The sequence below is a fragment of the Arthrobacter sp. ok909 genome, from assembly GCF_900104405.1.
GTDB lineage: Bacteria > Actinomycetota > Actinomycetes > Actinomycetales > Micrococcaceae > Arthrobacter > Arthrobacter humicola.
In genome coordinates this window covers 38,725-56,208 of the sequence record NZ_FNJS01000012.1, presented here as the reverse complement: position 1 = coordinate 56,208, position 17,484 = coordinate 38,725, and the positions used below count along the sequence as shown (strand labels likewise).

Here is a 17,484-nt window from a genome sequence, read left to right as displayed (position 1 = left end):
AACGGCCCCCGCTAACCCTGCGGCACGGCGATGACGGCCACAGTCTGTTGCTGCTCATTGCGCATCTCGACGCTGGCGATCTTGGCCAATTGCACCGGCGTCGCCCCGGTGATCCGGACCTTTCCGGTGGGCGTGGCCGTCCATGCGCAGGCGCGGTCTTCGCCGCCGTCGCGGTCCTTCACCCACAGCGAGAGGGTCCCGTCGACGGGCAGGCTGCGGGCGTCCACCGCCAGTTCGGTGCCCCAGGTTTTCTTGGCGAGTCCCACCGTGACCTCCAGCCCGCTGCTCGCCGTCACAGAGTAGCTTGCGTCAGGCTTGGCCGGCTGGTTCAGCAGCGGACCGGCCAGGATCCCCAGCGCCAGGCATGCGGCGGCGGCGCCGCCCACGGCCGCTATCCACCGGCGCCGCACCGTCCGGCGCCGGCGGGCGAGTTCGTCGAGCAGCCTGCGCGGGACCGGCACGGGTTCCTGCCGCACAAGAGCACGGTCCCTGGCGGCCGCAGCCGCCGCGGTGAGTGCGACGGCGTCGGGCACCGGGACCGCGTCGAGCAGCGCGGGGAGGCTGGCGAGTTCGTCCAGTTCCTGCCGGCAGTCCGCACAGACGGCCAGGTGCTGTTCGAAGGCGGCGGCCTCGGCCGGTTCCAGCCCGCCGAGCAGATACGCACCGAGGAGCTCATGCAGCCCGCCGTCGTTCACCGCTGCACCCCCATTTCGTCCAGAATTGTCCGCAGGGCCCGCACGGCGTAGAACGCCCGGGACTTCACCGTGCCGCTGGGGATCTTCAATTGGGCGGCTGCCTCCTGGACCGTGCAGCGGCGGTAGTGAAGCGCCACGAGGACGTCGCGGTGCTCCGCGCTGAGCCGCAGGAGCGCCTCCTCCATCAGGACCTTGTTGAGTAGATCGTCGATGCGTCCGGCGGCGCCTGCGCCGTCGGTGGGGTCCGGGACTTCGCGGTCACCGGTTTCCTGCGGGCGCCGCTGGGCCTTGCGATAGTTGTCGATCATGATGTTCCGGGCCGTCCGGAACAGGTAGCTGCGCAGGCTGCCGGTGATCTGCGGCGCCTGTTGCCAGACCCGCAGCACTGTCTCTTGGACGACGTCGTCGGCGAGCTGGGGGTCCCGGGAAGCGCTGAGGACGAACCGCTTCAAGGCCGCACCGTGGTCGCGGTAGATGGCGGCCACGACGTCCTCGTCCAGCGGCATGTCCCACCTCCCGCGAGTTGTGCTCTGCCCCCTGTAAGACGTACGGGCGCGCCCAATAGTTCAGTGTGCCCCGGGACTGGGCTGACGTGAACAGCGACGTGTCCACGACAGCCCTAAATGAACCATTCCGCACGCCCCATACGTCTTAGCAAGTAGCGCCGGCCTGGCGAGTCGGGCTGGCTCGAGTCAAGGAGCAGCAATGAAGAAGCACCTCAGCCTAGGCTTGTCCGCGTTCGCCCTTGCCGCGCTATTGTCCGGCTGTGGCGGCGCGACCTCGACGACGCCGACGTCGGCAGCGCCGGCCCCCTCCTCGGCGGCCGCGTCCACTCCCATGGCGTCGTCCGGCAGCACAGCGGCGAGTCCGGCGCCCATGACCGCGGCGGAGCTCAAGACGGCCGCATCCACGGCAGGTCAGATTGTGGTGGACGCCAAGGGGATGAGCGTCTACGTCTTCACCAAGGACGCGAAGGGCGCCACCGCCAGCGCCTGCACCGGCGACTGCGCGGCCTCGTGGCCCGCTGTCACGACGACGTCGGCTGCCCCCGCCGTTGACGGCGTCACCGGCACGGTCGGAACCATCGCCACCCCTGACGGGAAGAAGCAGGTGACCATCAACGGGATGCGCCTCTACTACTTCGGCAAGGACCAGGCCGCCGGAGACATCCTGGGCCAGGGCGTCGGCGGGGTCTGGTACCTCGTGACACCGTCCGGGGACATGATCAAGACCGCGGCGGGCGGCTACTAAAAAGGCGCGCGGGAAGGTCGCCAGGCCGCAGTAAGGGGTCCCAGGCAGTGGCGGTCTCGGCGGCAGCGCGCAATGGCGCCGCCGCCGGGACCGTAGGGAAAGCCCTTTAGGCGTCGGCCTCGTCGAACTCCACCGATTCCTCGAACTCCACGGCCGCGAGGATCTCGTTGGTCCGCGGGTTCAGCATGAACGCCTCGTCATCGTCTTCGAGCATGAGGAATCCGCCCTGTTCGGTGGTGAAGTGCCAGGCCAGGGTGGTCTCCCCGTTGTGCTCGTAGTTGGGATCGCCCATGGTGATCCGTTCCAGGCTGTGCCCGGCGATGTCGCACAGCTCCCGGATAATCTGTTCGAACTCCGGCGCGTCCAGAAGGGCTTCGGCCGCGGCGGCGGCCTGGCGCTCTGCGAGGTCGGGGATGCGGGCCACCCTGCCGGCGATGTGGACATCGAGGTCGTCGTCGGCAAGGACCAGCAGGTCCGGCTGGTCGCGCAGCCACGCGGCGTTCAGGGCCACGATGTCCTCCGCTGCGAGGACCGATTCGAATTCCCCGTCCAGTTCTTCGATGCGCCGCACGGCGTCGGAGACGTCCTCCTCCGGGTCGTCGGCCTCCGTGTCGCCTCCGGCGACCCAGCCGCTGCCGCCGTCGAGGTAGGTCTCGACGTCGGTGTCGGTCAGGGCGCCGAAAGCCGCCACCGTGCGGTTGAAGAGGTCCAGATGCGCGGCCGCGCCCATGCCCGCCAGCCCTTCCCGGACATAGGGATCGATTTCCTCGCGTTCCGGCGCGGTGAACACGTACTGCGCGAATCCGCCGGCCTGCGCCTGCGTCAGGTAGAAGTCCACGTAGTAGCTGCGCAGCGCGGTCGGGGAGATCTCGTCCGCATCCAGCAACTCCTCGAACATGGCGTTGACCACGTTGACGTTTGCGTCGACGACGTCCTCGTTGCCACCCTTGAGGCTTTCCGTCGTCAGCACGGTCGGGTAGCTGTGGGCGGACTGGCTGGTGGGCTCACCGTTGGTCATGCGAAATCCTTACTGCTGGAACTGCTGATACTCCGGACCCCTCCACGGTAGGTCCGTCGTCCCTGCCGGCAGCCATGCCCCAGTTGAACGTCAGGCGAAGTTTGGGGGATGTTCCCCCGGCGGCCGGCGAAGTTCCGGGGACCTTAAAGGCTCGCTAAGATGGATCAGATGACCTCCTGCCGAAAGTAGCGCGCACATGCCATCCCATCCGGACGAGAGTGCGGCACTGGCAATTCAGACTCCCGCGATCAACGACCGCTCCCTTGCGGCCGGGCTTGCTTACGCCATGGGGAGCCGCGTTTCCGGAATGTCCTTCGATGCCGCCACCGGGCTGCTCCTGGGCAAGGTGCGGGGCGGCTCCGACGTTCCCTATTCCACGACGGCGAAGCTCGTGCGGAAGACCGGCGGCTGGAGCTGCACGGTGGGCGTCTGCAGCTGCCCGGTGCGCAAGGATTGCAAACACGTGGCGGCCCTGCTGTTCTCGGCCGAAGACAACCCGGCCATCCGGCTTCAGCTGCTGGCCCCGGCGGAGTCCACGCGGCTGTCCCGCCAGAGCGCGCCGCCGGAGCTGGCCGACTGGGAGCAGGCGCTCAGTCCGCTGATCGCCAGCCCGGGCATCACCCCGTCCGCCAACGGCACGCCCCTGGCGCTCCAGTTCGACGTCGAGGAACCCGCCCCGCATTTTTCTTACACCGGCCGCCGCGATCCGCTCCGCAGCGTCCGCCAGCTCAAGGCACGGCCCGTGATCATGGGGGCCAAGGGCAAGTGGATCCGCGGCGACGTCTCCTGGAGCACGCTGAGCTACCTGAACTACCGGCGTGAATGCAACGAGGCGCATGTGGAGTGGATGCAGGAGTTCCTCGCCTCGCACACCGCCGTGGCGAACCGCCAGCATGCGGGCACCGGACTGTGGCTGGGGCTCAACACCTACGCCGGCAAGAACCTGTGGAGCCTGCTGTCCCAGGCCCAGAAGATCGGCCTCGCCCTGGTGCACAGCCGCGGCACGGAGCCGGTACGGTTCGTTCAGGAGCCGGCCGCCGTCGGGCTCAACCTGGCGCGGTTCGGCACCGGCGGGGACGACGGCGGACTGGAACTCGCGCCGACCATCACGGTGGAAGGCGAAGTGGTGGATCCGGCGTCGGTGGGGACCATCGGCCGCCCGGCGCACGGAATCTTCCTGACGTCCGACGGCGGCGCCCTGCCCGGCGTCGCCCCGGCCGACCCCGTCATCACGCTCGCCCCGCTGGAAAGCGGGCTCAGCGAGGAACTGCTGACCTTCGTCACGGGCGGGACCACCCTGCACATCCCCGCCCGGGACGAAAGCCGCTTCCTGACCGGTTTCTACCCCAAACTCAAGCAGACCGCCCGGGTGACGGCCTCGGACGAGTCCGTGGAACTGCCCGCGCTTGCCGTCCCCACCCTGTCCCTGCTGGCCAACTACGGCGCCGACCACCGGGTCCGGCTGCACTGGGAATGGCATTACAAGTCCGGGAACCTCGTCACGGCGCAGCCGTTGTGGCGGCATCCGGGCGACCACGGCTACCGGGACGACCCCGCCGAGGCCCGCATCCTGGAGGCCGTCGGGCAACCCTGGGACGTGGTTCCGGCCCTGGGCGAATCCGCGACCGGAGGCTGGGGCACGCCGCGCCTGGCGGCCACGGCGGAACTGTCCGGACTGGACACGCTCGCCTTCACCGAGGACGTGCTCCCCCGGCTCCGCGACCTCCCCGATGTCGCGGTGGACACCTCCGGCGAAATCGCGGACTACCGCGAAGCCGAGGAAGCGCCCGTGGTCGCGATCTCCACGAAAGCTACGGACAGCCGCGACTGGTTCGATCTGGGCATCGTCATCACCTTGGAAGGCCAGCCGGTGTCCTTCGCGGCGCTGTTTTCGGCCCTCGCGGCCGGGCAGACCCGCATGCTGCTGCCCAGCGGGGCGTACTTCTCCCTGGACCTGCCGGAGCTGCACCAGCTGCGGGCACTGATCGATGAGGCCCGCTCGCTGCAGGACAACCCGGGCGACAAAGACGCGCCCCTGCAGATCAGCCGCTTCCAGGCCGGGCTGTGGGACGAGCTCGCGCACCTCGGCATCGTCGACGAACAGGCGGCCGCCTGGCGCGAATCCGTTGGCGGCCTGCTGGAAGGCGACATCAAGGGGCTGCCGTTACCCGCGACGCTGAACGCCGAGCTGCGCCCGTATCAGCTGGAAGGCTTCAACTGGCTGAGCTTCCTGTACCGCCACGGGCTCGGCGGCGTGCTGGCTGACGACATGGGCCTGGGCAAGACCGTCCAGGCCCTGGCCTTGATCTGCGCCGCGAAGGATGCGGCCACAGGAGATGAAGCCCAGTCCGACGCCGGGACCGCGCCCTTCCTCGTCGTCGCCCCCACCAGCGTGGTGGGCAACTGGGAGGCTGAGACGGCGCGGTTCGCGCCGGGACTGACGGTGCGTGCCATTGGCGAAACTTTCGCCAAGAACGGTGCGGACCCGGCCGAGGCGATGGCTGGCGCAGACATCGTCATCACCTCGTATGCCCTGTTCCGGATCGACTACGAGGCCTATGCGTCCCGGACCTGGGCCGGCCTGGTTCTGGATGAGGCCCAGTTCGTCAAGAACCACCAGTCCAAGGCCTACCAGTGCGCCCGCAAGCTGCCGGCCGCCTTCAAACTCGCCATCACCGGCACCCCGCTGGAGAACAACCTGATGGAGTTCTGGGCGCTGACCTCGATCGTGGCGCCCGGGCTCTTTTCCAGCCCCAAGCGGTTCGCCGAGTATTACCAGAAGCCGGTGGAAAAGAACGCCGACAAGGCACAGCTGGACAAGCTCCGGCGCCGGGTCCGGCCCCTCATGATGCGGCGCACCAAGGAACAGGTCATCCGGGACCTGCCACCCAAGCAGGAGCAGATCCTGGAAGTCGTGCTGAATCCGCGGCACCAGAAGGTCTACCAGACGCACCTGCAGCGGGAACGCCAAAAGATCCTGGGCCTGATTGACGACGTCAACAAGAACCGCTTCACCATCTTCCAGTCGCTGACCCTGCTCCGGCAGCTCAGCCTGGACCCGTCGCTGATCGACCCCTCGCTCTCCGGCGTACGGGCCAGCAAGCTCGATGTCCTGTTCGAGCAGCTCGCGGACCTCGTGGCCGAGGGCCACCGGGCCCTGATCTTCAGCCAGTTCACCGGCTTCCTGGGCAAGGTCCGGGAGCGCCTGGTCGAGGAGAACATCGAATTCTGCTACCTCGATGGCAGCACGCGCAACCGCTCCGACGTCGTGAACGAGTTCAAGAACGGCGCCGCACCGGTGTTCCTCATCAGCCTCAAGGCCGGCGGCTTCGGCCTGAACCTGACCGAGGCCGACTACGTGTTCCTGCTGGACCCGTGGTGGAACCCGGCATCGGAGGCCCAGGCCGTGGACCGGACCCACCGGATCGGCCAGGCCCGGAACGTCATGGTCTACCGGCTGGTCGCCAAGGACACCATCGAGGAGAAGGTCATGGCCCTCAAGGCGAAGAAATCCCAGCTCTTCGCCGACGTCATGGAAGGCGACGCGCTCACCGGCGGCGCCCTGACCGCCGAGGACCTGGCGGGGCTCTTCAACGACTGACACGGTTGACCCGCGCCGCGGCCGGGTCCCCGGCCCGGACTTCAGCCGCGGGGCCGGGTCCGGAGCCGGGCCAGGAGCGTCGCGGCGAGCAGCGCCGTCGTCATTTCCAGCACGATGACCGCCAGCAGCGCACCGGCACCGGACGGCGCCGCACCGGAGGCTGCGGCCGCGGCGCCATGATGGCTGTGGCCCCCGGCGCCGGACCCGACGCCGAGGAGCAGAACCGCGTGGACCCCGGTCATCACCAGTGCCGAGGCCATGACCTGGCGCAGGGAGCTGACCCGTCCGTGGCGCCAGATGTGCACCGCGCACGGCAGGCACACCGCCACCATGGCGAGCATGAGCACGTTCAGCCAGGTCCCGTGCTGGTTCCCGGCGACAAGCCACAGGTGCGCGAGGCACGACCCCGCCGTCACGGCGGCACAGATCCGGGGATGGAGCACGATGCCGGACCGGCGGCCCCATCTGAGGGCGACACTCACGGCGTCGGACTAGCTGTGGCCGTGGCCGCCGGTGTCGCCATGGCAACCGGAGGACTGCTGGGCGTTGGCGGGCACATCCAGGACGGGGCTGCGGTCAAAGAAGCCCTCGGGACGCAGCTTGAAGCCGGCCGTGTCCACGGGCATGATCGGCCAGTCCTCGGGCCGCGGGAAGTGGGTCAGGCCGAAGGTGTGCCAGAGAACGATGTCCTGTCCGTCCAGATCCCGGTCCTGGGCGATGTAGGCCGGCAGACCGGCTCCGCCGGCGTGCTGGTTCACGAAGTCGCCCGTGGGGTACATCTCGTCTTCGGCGAACCGGGTCACCCAGAGGTCCTTCGTGGCAAAGGCGGCGCGCCGGGCGATGGAAGACTCCGGGTCCGCCAGCAGGGTGGGCTGCCCTTCGGCATGGAGCTTGTAGGCCACGGGCTCGCCGAGGCGGTTGCGCGATTCCGGGTTGGAGATGACCCAGGTCCGGCCGCTGCGGGCGTCGGCCTCGCGGACGCCCTCGGATTCACGGGCGATCACGGTGCGCTTCCGGGAGAAGGCGTTGCCGCGTTCGTTGCCTTCGCCCATCGCCTGCCGGACCACGTCTTCTTCCTCAACCCGGTTGGTGAGGCCGTCGATCGCCATATCCAGGCGGGCGCTGAACAAGTGCTGGTGGTACGGGGCACCCAGCCCCGGGGCGAGCTGGGAGATGTTGGCCGATCCGCCCTCCGGGTAGGCGGAGGTGAAGACGACGCCCGTGGCCTTGGCCTCGAACTCAATGGTGCCGTCGAGGTAGAGGTACCAGTAGAAGCCGTAGTCGTAGTTGCCAATGGTGGTGAAAAAGGAGATCACCAGGCGGCGGTTGCGGCGGGTGTAGTTGATGCCCGTCCAGAGGTCACTGTGCTTGGCCAGGATCCCCCAGTCTTCCTCGTGCATGCAGATGCCGTTGCGGATCTCCCGGGGGTTGCCGAAGGCGTCACTGATGACGGGGCTGAGGTACGTGATTTCGCCGAGGCAGTCGCAGCCAAGCTCCAGGGAGTTCGCGTACTGGCCCACGAGGTATTCGCCGGTATCGAAGTAGTTCTGCCAGGACCGGATTGGCGACGGGTCCCCGTACGGGACCACCATTTCGGCGATCGACGCCCGGTTGATGACGGGACGCAGCCGGTCGCCGTCCCGGAACGCCAGGTTGTGGAGCACCACGCCTTCGCGGACATCGAAGCCGACGTCGACGCTCCACTTTTCCCACTCAATGTGATTCCCGCCGGTGACGGTGAAGCTGGGCCCCTCCGGCTGGGTGATGTTGATGGGCTTCTGTGTGGTCCGCAGCGGCCCGGTCAGCTCAGGATCCGTGTAGTTGCCGTGTTCGGCGGGAACCGGAACGACGCCGGTATCCAGCACCTGCGTGACTTCCTTGCTGACGACGTCGACGTACGCCACGAGACCGTCCACGGGGTGCGCCCAGGCGCTGTCTTCCGGGAAGTCCTGAACGAAGGCCAGGCCACGGAGGATCCGGCGTCCTTTTTCCTCCGGGTATTCGAACACACCGGCAGACAGTGGGGCGACGCGGACCTTGCTGACATCCAGGCCGCGGCTGGCCAGCGCCTTGAGCCACCGCTCGTCCGTGGCAAGCAGCTGTTCGACCACCTCGAACTCCTTCTCCAGGACGGGGAGCTCGCCGGACTCGGCCGTGTCCAGCTCCACGACAGAAACCACCGCACCGCCGGACACCGAGACCGTCACGTCCGCCGGACGCCCTCCCGACACGTCGTGGAGGAAGACCCGGAACCGGCGGCCCTCGCTTCCCTCCGGCGCGTTCCTGGCGGGGTCCACCAGGCCCAGATACGCGATGCGCTTGGTCTCGCCCAGCAGGCCCGCCGCCCGCAGGATGCCTTGGACTGCAGTGATTTCGGCGTCCGCGGCCAGACTGTACGGGCCATACGGAGTGCGGGTGTCAGTTTGTGCGGTCATCATGACGGCCTTCGGTCGGGGACCCTGGCGGGTCAGAACTTTATTTTCTATACTTGTAGAGAATACGGAAATGTAAGCTGTGCCACAAGAGTCCGACGCAAAATAATTGGGGAGCTGTCCGGTGCCAAAGATTGTCGACCACGACCAGCGGCGGCTCGAACTCGTCGACGCCACATGGCGGATTATCGCCCGGCTCGGTATCGAAAGTGCCACCATGCGGGAAATTGCCCTCGAGGCCGGCTTTGCGAACGGCGCCCTCAAGCCGTACTTTCCCACCAAGGATGACCTGCTGACCTTCGCGTTCGGGCACGTCTTCAACCGCACCAACGAGCGCATCGCGGAAGTCACCGCCGGGCAGGCCGGGCTCGCGGCCCTGCGGGCATTTTGCGTCGAGGTGCTGCCGCTGGATGAGGAGCGGATCAATGAGGCCCGGATTGTCATCCCGTTCTGGCAGAAGGCCATCACCGACCCCGACAAGGCCCGGATCCACCGCGATTCGATGGAGCAGTGGCTAGCGGCCATGCGGCAGTACATGGCCGAGGCCCGGCAGTCCGGGGCCGTCACCACCGCCGTCAACGACTCCGCCCTGGCCGGCCAGCTGCTCAATCTCCTCCTCGGCGCGCAGATCGCGGCGGCACTCGCCCCGGAAGGCCAGGTGGAACTCGGGCTGAACGAGCAGCTCGAGGGATTCCTGACGCTGCTGGCCTGCTAGGCGCCCTCGAGCATCTTTTTTCGCCAACTGTCGAAAAAAGATGACATCGACGGGCTGCGGCGCTACCCTGAAGAGACTGTGTCCCATGACACAGTCCCCGAAATACGACGGCGTCAGGATCTTCGATGACCGCAGTTGCAGCCCGCCCATCGTCCAGCCCCGCCGGACAGGACGTCCACACCAGCACGGCAGCCTCCTTCGAGCACTGGAGGCACCTCATCGCGGAGTCCTTCGTTCCCCTGGGCGCCTCGAGCAGGGATCCGGACAACTTCCGCGGCCGCATGCGGGCGCGCAGACTGGACCGAGTGGCGGTCGTCGAAGTCTCCTCCACGAGCCACGAGGTCCACCGCACTCCGGCGCTGATTGCCCAGTCCAACCAGCGCTACTTCAAGCTCAATCTCCAACTGCAGGGCACCGGACTCCTCATCCAGGACAACCGCGAAGCCCTCCTGCGCCCCGGCGACCTCTCCATCTACGACACCAGCCGCCCCTACACCCTTGCCTTCGAGGGGGATGCCCGGCTCATGGTGGTGATGTTCCCCTGGGATGCGCTGTCCCTGCCGGCGGACTGCATCGCTCAGCTTTCGGCCGTGCGGATGGCGGCGGATGGAGGCCTCGCCGCGATCGTCGGGCCGTTCATCTCCCACCTCGCGGAGAACCTGGATGCACTGAGCGGCCCCAGCGGCTCGCGCCTTGCCACGAACGCCCTCGATCTTGTCTCCACGATGCTGCACTCGGAACTGGACATGTCCCCGGACCGGATGCGGCCGCAGGCCCTCCTGGCGGCCTCCGTCCGCGAGTACATCGACGCCCACCTGGCCGATCCGATGCTCTCGCCGGCGTCCATCGCGGCGGCCCACTTCATTTCCACCCGGCATCTGCATAACGTCTTCCATGAATCCGGGACCACTGTGGCGAGCTGGATCCGGACCCAGCGACTGGAAGGGGCGCGCCGCGAACTGCGGGATCCGCTCCTGGCCGGCATGCCGGTGGGGGCCGTGGCCGCGCGCTGGGGCTTCCTGGATGCCGCCCATTTCAGCCGTTCCTTCCGTGATGCCTTCGGCGAATCCCCCAGCGACTGGCGGCGCGGCGCCTGAGCCTGTCCTTCACCCGGTTTCGGATGCGGAAGGGGCGGTGCCGGATCTGTCCGGCACCGCCCCTTCTGTGTCTAAGGCTGGTCGCTAGGCGGAGACCTCGGCTCGCGCGGCCCTGCGCTCCACGGCAACTTCCACCAGCACGCCGGCGGCAAACACAATGGGCACGGTCAGCAGCAGGCCCACGGCCGTTTCGGCACTGCCGCCGATCAGTGCGGTGAAGTTGCTGATCACGAGAGACAGGACCCAGCCAAGCAGCACGGTGGCGAGCACCGGCGCCACCACGGTCTGCCAGAGCTGGCCGGGCACCTTTTCGCGCCGGAAGTACGCGACGACGGCCAGGGAGCAGAGCATGTACAGGACCAGGAGCGCCGCCACGGCCAGCCCACTGAACCAGGAGAAGAGGGTCAGGACAGGGTCCAGGGACAGCACTGCGAACGGCGCCACAAGCAGGAAGGCGACCACGGTCTGGATCCGGGCGGCGACGGAGGGGGCCTTGTGCCGGTTGGTCCGGGCCACTCCGCGGGGCATCGACCCGCGCAGGGCCAGCGAATGGAGGTAGCGGTTGATGCCGTTGTGGAAGGCGATGATGCCGGCCAGCAGGGAGGTCACGAGCAGCATGCCGGTGACGGTTCCGGCCCACGGCCCGAACAGCTCCACCATGGGTGTCAGCACGAAGGAGGTGGAGTCGCCGGATTCCAGGGCCGCGCCCGCGGCGTCGATGACGTGCGAGGGGCCGTAGTAGCTGACCAGCATCCACGAAATGAAGGAGAAGAAGACCGCGATGACCCCCACCGAAAGATATGTGGCACGGGCCACCGTGCGGTGGGCGTCCTTGGCCTCGGCCGAGTAGATGGCCGTGGATTCAAAGCCGAACATCGAGGCGACAGCGAACATGATGGCCACGCCCGGGGCGCCTGCGCCGATCGCCGCAGGAGAGAAGGAGGCAGCCAGGCTGAGCCCTTCCGGTCCGCCGCCCCGCAGCAGCACGGTGAAGCCGAACATAAGCAGGATCGCAACCTCGAGGCCGACGAGCACCGCCAGGACCCGGGCACCGAGTTCGATGTTGAGGGATCCCAGCACCTGCACGCCCGCCATGGTGATCATGGCCAGCAGCCACCAGGGAACCACGATCCCGGCGGTTCCGAGGACGCCCGAGAATGCGGCGCCGTACAGCCCGTACATCGCGGCCTGCACCGTGCTGTACGCGAGGAGCGCGAGCCACGCCGCTCCTGCCCCGATCCTTCGCCCAAAGGCGGCGGTGACATAGGCGTAGAAGGCGCCGTTGGCCTGGATCTTGCGGCTCATCGCGACGAACCCGACGGCGAAGATCACGATCACGATGCCCACCACCAGATACGCGCCTGGCGCGCCAGGGCCATTGCCGAGGGCCGCGGCCAGCGGTGACGCACCGACGATCCCGGTCAACGGCGCCTGGGCGGACAACACAAAGAAGAGAATGCCCATGACGCCGACGCTTCCGGCGCGCAGCGCGGTGGAGTGCTCCGTGCGGGGACTGGCCTCTGCGGTCGGGGACTCGGATTTTGAAATACTCATCGGATCCTTCTTAACGGTCATGAGTCTGGGAAATTTCGGTCTGGGAATATGGGGGTGCGTTGCACCGTGAAATCCAGCATGGCAGGTGGCGCGCGTCACGCTCTTGTCGCTCAGCGATCGGTTGTTGTTCCCCAGCGCAATGGAATCCCGGGCCCTCGCGATCATTCGCAGCGGGTCAACTGCAGTTCGCGCAAAGACAAGACTGCAGGTCCGGCACCGGAGGAAACTCGGACATGACAGCACGGGCGCTCTGGAACCATCTTGCGCCGCGTGCAGTGTTTCAACAACACAGCGCTTCAACGACCCCAGCCCTCAACTACTCGATGTGGAGTCCACCCATGGAAACCTACGACGCCCTTCTCGCCTCGATCTCCCCGACGTCCGGTGCGACCCGGACCATCCTGGACCCCGCCACCGGTGAAGCGGTCGGGCAGGCCCCGGTCCACACCGTTGCGGACCTGGAGCAGGCCATCGCCGCCGCAACGGCCGCGCAGCCAGCCTGGGCCGCCCTGGGCCACGACGCCCGGTCCGCCGCCCTCCTGAAGGCCGCCGACGCCGTCGAACGCTCCGCCGAGGAACTCGCCCGCCTGCTCTCCCGCGAGCAGGGCAAGCCCCTCAACGGCCCCAACGCCCGCTTCGAAGTCGGCGCCTGCGCCGCCTGGCTGCGCGTCGCCGCCACCACAGCCCTGGAGCCGGAAACCGTGGTGGACGACGGCGAAACCCGCGCCGAACTGCACTACCGGCCCATCGGTGTCGTCGGCGCGATCGGCCCCTGGAACTGGCCCATGATGATCACCGTCTGGCAGCTCGCCCCCGCCCTGCGGATGGGCAACGCCGTGGTGGTCAAACCCTCCGAATACACCCCGCTCTCCGTCCTGGCCCTCGTCGAAATCCTCAACGAGGAACTTCCCGAAGGCCTGTTGTCCGTAGTCTCCGGCGGCCGCGACGTCGGCGAGGCCCTGGCCGGACACCCCGGCATCGGCAAGATCATGTTCACCGGCTCCACCGCCACCGGCAAGGCCATCATCAAATCCTCCGCAGACACCGTCAAACGCCTCACCCTGGAACTCGGCGGCAACGACGCCGGCATCGTCCTGCCCGACGCCGACCCCAAAGCCATCGCCGAAGGCCTCTTCTGGGGCGCGTTCATCAACACGGGCCAGACCTGCGCGGCCCTCAAACGCCTCTACGTCCACACCGACATCTACGACGCCGTCTGCGAGGAACTCACCAACGTCGCCGCCGCGATGCCCATGGGCATCGGCCTGGACGAGGCCAACGTGCTCGGCCCGCTGCAGAACCGCCAGCAATACGACATCGTCGCCCGTCTCGTGGACGCCGCCAAGGCCTCCGGCGCCCGGGTCCTGCTCGGCGGCAACCCCGACCCGGACCGGGCCGGCCACTTCTACCCCACCACCCTGATCGCCGACATCGACAACAACAACCCCCTCGTGACCGAAGAACAGTTCGGCCCCGCCCTGCCGATCATCCGCTACAGCACCCTCGACGAAGCCGTCGCCAACGCCAACGCCCTCGACGTCGGACTCGGTGCCTCCGTCTGGTCCTCCGACCCCGCCGCAGCCCGCACCGTCGCGGGCCGGCTCGAGGCCGGCACCGTCTGGATCAACAAACACGGCGCCGTGGACCCCCGCATCCCCTTCGGCGGAGCCAAGCAATCCGGCTACGGACTCGAATTCGGCGTCGAAGGCCTCAAAGCCCTCGGCGTCCCCCAGGTCATCAACGGCTGACGCCGCTCTTATCTGGGGGCCGGCGCGGCGGCTGCGGGCACGGGTTCGTGCCGCAGGTAGCTGCGCCGGAACCGGCCGCTGCCGGCGGTCAAGGCCCGCAGCTCCACCGCGTACTTCAGCAGCTCCTGGTCCGGAACCTCGGCGCTGATCTCGGTACTGTCGTCCGCGGCGGATGTCGTTCCCGTCAGCCGCGCCCGGCGGGAGGACAAGTCGCTCATCACGGTGCCCACGTGGTCCTCCGAAACGCTGATGGTCACAGCCGAGACCGGTTCCAGGAACTGAATCCGGGTGGCCGCCGCGGCTTCCCGAAGGGCCAGGGCACCGGCCGCCTGGAAGGCCGCGTCGGAAGAGTCCACGCTGTGGGTCTTGCCGCCAACCAGCGTCACCCGGATATCCACCACGGGGAATCCGGCGGAGACGCCTTTCTGCATCTGCGCCCGCACGCCTTTTTCCACGGAGGCGATGAACGGCCCGGGAATCACCCCGCCCACCGTTTTGTCGACAAATTCGAATCCGGCGCCGCGCTCGAGTGGTTCCACCTCGATGTCGCAAACGGCGTACTGGCCGTGGCCGCCGGATTGTTTGACATACCGCCCGTGGCCGGCCGCCGGCGCGGCGAACGTCTCGCGCAGCGGGGTGACCACCGGGACGGTCTGCAAGTTCACTCCCTGGTCCCGCAGCCTGCCCAGGACGACGTCTGCATGGGCCTCGCCCATGCACCACAGGATCAGCTGGTGGGTTTCGGAGTTGCGTTCCACCCGCAGCGTCGGGTCCCCGGCGATGACCTTGCCCAGGTTCCTGGCCAAGACGTCCTCATCGCCGTGCGTGGCCGCTTCGATGGCCACAGGCATGAGCGGATCCGGCATGTCCCAGGCGGCGACCAGCAAAGGCGACTCCTTGGCCGAAATCGTGTCGCCGGTCTCCGCGGTGCCCAGTTTGGTCAGCGCGCAGATATCCCCGGCAACGCAGAACGCTACCGGCCGCAGACCGGATCCGAGCGGCGAATACAGGTGCGTGATGCGCTCGTCGCTGTCGTGGTCCTCGTGGCCGCGGTCCGCCATGCCGCGGCCGCCCACGTGGATGGCGGCGTCCTCCCGCACGACGCCGGAGAAGACGCGTACCAGGCAGACCCGGCCGAGGAATGGGTCGATCGTCGTGCGCACCACTTCGCCGAGCAGCGGCCCTTCGGGGTCACAGGCCAGCGGGCCCGCGGCCACGCCGTCGAGGTCCGTGGCTGTCGGGACCCCGCGCTCAGCCGGCGTGGGAAAAGCGCGCACCAGGACGTCCAGCAGTTCCGCCAGGCCAAGTCCTGATTCCGCGGACACCGGCAGCAAGGGGTGAAAGGACCCGCGGGCGACGGCGGTCTCCAGATCGGCTATCAGGGCTTCGGAAGCGATTTCTTCACCCCCGAGGTACCGGTCCATGAGCGTCTCGTCCTCGCTCTCGGCGATGATCCCTTCGATCAGCGTGCCCCGCGCGGGCTCCGACCCGGCGAGCTCGACCTCGGTCGCGGCGCGGGCTGAGGGTGCCGCTTCGCCCGGACCGTACTGGGAAACCGTGCCAGTCAGCAGCCCCAGCAGGCCGGTGACGGCACCGTCGGTGCCGACCGGAAGGTAGAGCGGGACGACAGAGTCGCCAAACGCCAGCCGGCAGCGGGCAAGGGCGGCGTCGAAATCCGCACGCGGATGGTCCAGACGGCTAATGAGCACGGCCCGGGGCATTCCGAGCCGTTGGCACTCGTTCCAGAGCGCGGTGGTCGCGGCGTCGACGTCGTCGGTGGCCGATACGACAAACAGCACCGCGTCCGCCGCCCTCAGCCCGGCGCGCAGTTCTCCGATGAAATCCGTATAGCCGGGAGTGTCCAGCAGGTTTACCTTGATATCCCCGACCGTCACGGGCACCACGGCCAGTGCCACGGAGCGTTGCTGGGCGATCGCGGCGGGATCCGAGTCGCTCACCGTGGTGCCGTCGGCGATCGAGCCCTTGCGCGTGATGGCCCCGGTGGCGGCAAGCAGAGCTTCGGTGAGCATCGTTTTTCCAGCACCTGAATGGCCTACAAGTGCCACATTGCGGATCCTGTCCGGCTGCTCCGGCGGCGCGGAACCGTTGGAGTCGGCCCGCCGGAGGTCAGACGTGCCCCGGGCCGGACCCCTCGACGGAGTCCTGGCGGCTTTCGATGGCATGAAATCCTCCTGGCGTGGCGTCCACTCGTGCCCCGCAGGGCCTTCCGTTAAGGATTGGACACCCTGGGACGCCCGGACAGCAAGGGCTTTTTCACGCCGCGGCCGGAGCAACCAGGGATCCCGAGGCCGCCCGGTTCTTGAGCCAGCGGCCCAGGGCCTTTCCTTTGCCCTTCCACCAGTTGTCTTCGTCGGTGTCGTGGTGCCACCGGAAGATCACGGCGACCATGACAAAGACGCCTGCTGCGACGTTGGTCCAGGAGCCGGAGGCTGCATCGAGCAGCACGCTGAACGCCATGATCAGGATGGACGGCAGGGCCAGGGTGCGGAAGACAGTGTTGGCCACATAGCGACGGTGGGACCGCGGAACCGAGACCGCGCGGACGAAGTCGAAGCACACGCACACGACCACGACAGTCTGCCCCAGGGACATCAGGATGTGCCCTGGCAGCGAGCCGGCAAACAGGACGGCCGCCTGGAGCCCCGGGCTCATCGCGTGCCCGCGAACGTGGACGGTCCAAACTCGGCTGACTCATGCATGCGATGCCCCCCGGCCTCTACGCTGCTGCGCTGGCTCCGCCGGGGCTTCCGAAGGAGCTGCGAGCGTGTCACGCCAGACTTTCTGACACCCCAATTCAACGCGCGCTCAAGGCCTGAAGTCACGCGCTTCAGGTACCCGACTATCGGAAGGCACGTTACCCGTTTCCACTCCGAGGTACTCAGATCGCGGCCGCGGCTACTTGCCCGGGCGCCGCACACTGTCCTATTCGATCCCCCGCGGCCGCCACACCACCAGCGCCTGGGACCTCGCCTGGGGGCGCTTGCCGCGGGCCAGGCTGACGACGTCGCCCGCGGCTCCCGCGGCGAAGACGCGGGAGTCAAGGGCACGGGGGCGGCGTTCGAGTTCTTCGCTCAGCTCGGTGACGCGCCGTTGCAGGGCAGCGACCTGATTCTCCAGTTGCAGGATCCGCTTGATGCCCTCGAGCGAGACGCCTTCCTGGGAGAGCCGTTGGACCTCGCGGAGCATGTTCACATCGCGCTGCGAGTAGCGCCGCGATTTGCCCGGGGCGCGGCTGGGCGAGACGATCCCCAACCGGTCGTACTGGCGCAGCGTCTGCGGGTGCATGTCCGCCAGCTCGGCGGCAACGGAGATGACGAAGATCGGCTGATCGAAGTCGATGGCCATGGCTGGA

The 17,484-nt window shown here is 68.0% G+C and carries 14 protein-coding genes; 5 read left to right on the top strand and 9 right to left on the bottom strand.

The window, feature by feature from the left end; genetic code table 11:
- Positions 1–11: 11 nt before the first annotated feature.
- Complete coding sequence (locus tag BLR03_RS11670; protein WP_091252731.1) at positions 12–695, bottom strand: anti-sigma factor family protein; 684 nt, start codon at positions 693–695, stop codon at positions 12–14.
- A complete protein-coding gene (locus BLR03_RS11665) occupies positions 692–1,201 on the bottom strand; it encodes a sigma-70 family RNA polymerase sigma factor (protein ID WP_091252729.1) in 510 nt (169 codons plus the stop codon). The genes BLR03_RS11670 and BLR03_RS11665 overlap by 4 nt, the downstream gene beginning before the upstream one ends.
- A 199-nt stretch (positions 1,202–1,400) precedes the next feature.
- Here BLR03_RS11665 and BLR03_RS11660 point away from each other — a divergent pair, with 199 nt between their 5' ends.
- Complete coding sequence (locus tag BLR03_RS11660) at positions 1,401–1,946, top strand: COG4315 family predicted lipoprotein (RefSeq protein WP_091252728.1); 546 nt, start codon at positions 1,401–1,403, stop codon at positions 1,944–1,946.
- A gap of 106 nt (positions 1,947–2,052) precedes the next feature.
- Here BLR03_RS11660 and BLR03_RS11655 read toward each other — a convergent pair whose 3' ends face one another.
- Complete coding sequence (locus BLR03_RS11655; protein WP_091252726.1) at positions 2,053–2,964, bottom strand: DMP19 family protein; 912 nt, start codon at positions 2,962–2,964, stop codon at positions 2,053–2,055.
- Between the two features lie 196 nt (positions 2,965–3,160).
- Here BLR03_RS11655 and BLR03_RS11650 point away from each other — a divergent pair, with 196 nt between their 5' ends.
- Positions 3,161–6,565, top strand: coding sequence for a DEAD/DEAH box helicase (locus BLR03_RS11650; protein ID WP_091252725.1), 3,405 nt, complete (start codon positions 3,161–3,163; stop codon positions 6,563–6,565).
- Positions 6,566–6,606: 41 nt separating this feature from the next.
- On the opposite strand, the gene BLR03_RS11645 is transcribed toward BLR03_RS11650, so the two are convergent.
- Both BLR03_RS11645 and BLR03_RS11640 read right to left on the bottom strand, forming a co-directional pair.
- The gene (locus BLR03_RS11645; RefSeq protein ID WP_091252723.1) at positions 6,607–7,047 is read right to left on the bottom strand and encodes a hypothetical protein; all 441 of its coding nucleotides are present in this window, start codon (positions 7,045–7,047) and stop codon (positions 6,607–6,609) included.
- 9 nt (positions 7,048–7,056) lie between these two features.
- On the bottom strand, positions 7,057–9,000 hold the full coding sequence (locus BLR03_RS11640; protein ID WP_254788420.1) for a primary-amine oxidase: 1,944 nt from the start codon (positions 8,998–9,000) through the stop codon (positions 7,057–7,059).
- A 121-nt stretch (positions 9,001–9,121) separates the two neighbouring features.
- Here BLR03_RS11640 and BLR03_RS11635 point away from each other — a divergent pair, with 121 nt between their 5' ends.
- Both BLR03_RS11635 and BLR03_RS11630 read left to right on the top strand, forming a co-directional pair.
- Positions 9,122–9,712, top strand: a complete 591-nt coding sequence (locus BLR03_RS11635; RefSeq protein WP_091252720.1) for a TetR/AcrR family transcriptional regulator — start codon at positions 9,122–9,124, stop codon at positions 9,710–9,712.
- A 125-nt stretch (positions 9,713–9,837) separates the two neighbouring features.
- A complete protein-coding gene (locus BLR03_RS11630) occupies positions 9,838–10,809 on the top strand; it encodes an AraC-like ligand-binding domain-containing protein (protein ID WP_091252719.1) in 972 nt (323 codons plus the stop codon).
- Positions 10,810–10,893: 84 nt separating this feature from the next.
- Here BLR03_RS11630 and BLR03_RS11625 read toward each other — a convergent pair whose 3' ends face one another.
- Positions 10,894–12,363: an APC family permease gene (locus tag BLR03_RS11625; RefSeq protein ID WP_091252717.1), complete on the bottom strand. Its 1,470-nt coding sequence runs from the start codon at positions 12,361–12,363 to the stop codon at positions 10,894–10,896.
- A 338-nt stretch (positions 12,364–12,701) separates the two neighbouring features.
- Between BLR03_RS11625 and BLR03_RS11620 the strand changes: the two genes are divergently transcribed.
- Positions 12,702–14,111: an aldehyde dehydrogenase family protein gene (locus BLR03_RS11620; protein WP_091252715.1), complete on the top strand. Its 1,410-nt coding sequence runs from the start codon at positions 12,702–12,704 to the stop codon at positions 14,109–14,111.
- An 8-nt stretch (positions 14,112–14,119) separates the two neighbouring features.
- Here the strand turns inward: BLR03_RS11620 and BLR03_RS11615 are convergent, their stop codons facing one another.
- The 3 genes from BLR03_RS11615 to BLR03_RS11605 form a co-directional block, all read right to left on the bottom strand.
- Positions 14,120–16,294, bottom strand: coding sequence for an elongation factor G-like protein EF-G2 (locus BLR03_RS11615; protein WP_091252714.1), 2,175 nt, complete (start codon positions 16,292–16,294; stop codon positions 14,120–14,122).
- A 91-nt stretch (positions 16,295–16,385) separates the two neighbouring features.
- On the bottom strand, positions 16,386–16,784 hold the full coding sequence (locus tag BLR03_RS11610) for a hypothetical protein (RefSeq protein ID WP_091252712.1): 399 nt from the start codon (positions 16,782–16,784) through the stop codon (positions 16,386–16,388).
- A 270-nt stretch (positions 16,785–17,054) separates the two neighbouring features.
- Positions 17,055–17,477: a heat shock protein transcriptional repressor HspR gene (locus BLR03_RS11605; RefSeq protein ID WP_091252711.1), complete on the bottom strand. Its 423-nt coding sequence runs from the start codon at positions 17,475–17,477 to the stop codon at positions 17,055–17,057.
- Positions 17,478–17,484 lie beyond the last annotated feature (7 nt).

Coding starts and splice junctions, on each gene's coding strand:
- BLR03_RS11620 (WP_091252715.1), top strand. CDS start 12,702: ATGGAAACCTACGACGCCCTTCTCGCCTCGATCTCCCCGACGTCCGGT.
- BLR03_RS11655 (WP_091252726.1), bottom strand. CDS start 2,964: ATGACCAACGGTGAGCCCACCAGCCAGTCCGCCCACAGCTACCCGACC.
- BLR03_RS11625 (WP_091252717.1), bottom strand. CDS start 12,363: ATGAGTATTTCAAAATCCGAGTCCCCGACCGCAGAGGCCAGTCCCCGC.
- BLR03_RS11665 (WP_091252729.1), bottom strand. CDS start 1,201: ATGCCGCTGGACGAGGACGTCGTGGCCGCCATCTACCGCGACCACGGT.
- BLR03_RS11615 (WP_091252714.1), bottom strand. CDS start 16,294: ATGCCATCGAAAGCCGCCAGGACTCCGTCGAGGGGTCCGGCCCGGGGC.
- BLR03_RS11660 (WP_091252728.1), top strand. CDS start 1,401: ATGAAGAAGCACCTCAGCCTAGGCTTGTCCGCGTTCGCCCTTGCCGCG.
- BLR03_RS11610 (WP_091252712.1), bottom strand. CDS start 16,784: ATGAGCCCGGGGCTCCAGGCGGCCGTCCTGTTTGCCGGCTCGCTGCCA.
- BLR03_RS11650 (WP_091252725.1), top strand. CDS start 3,161: ATGCCATCCCATCCGGACGAGAGTGCGGCACTGGCAATTCAGACTCCC.
- BLR03_RS11640 (WP_254788420.1), bottom strand. CDS start 9,000: ATGACCGCACAAACTGACACCCGCACTCCGTATGGCCCGTACAGTCTG.
- BLR03_RS11630 (WP_091252719.1), top strand. CDS start 9,838: ATGACCGCAGTTGCAGCCCGCCCATCGTCCAGCCCCGCCGGACAGGAC.
- BLR03_RS11605 (WP_091252711.1), bottom strand. CDS start 17,477: ATGGCCATCGACTTCGATCAGCCGATCTTCGTCATCTCCGTTGCCGCC.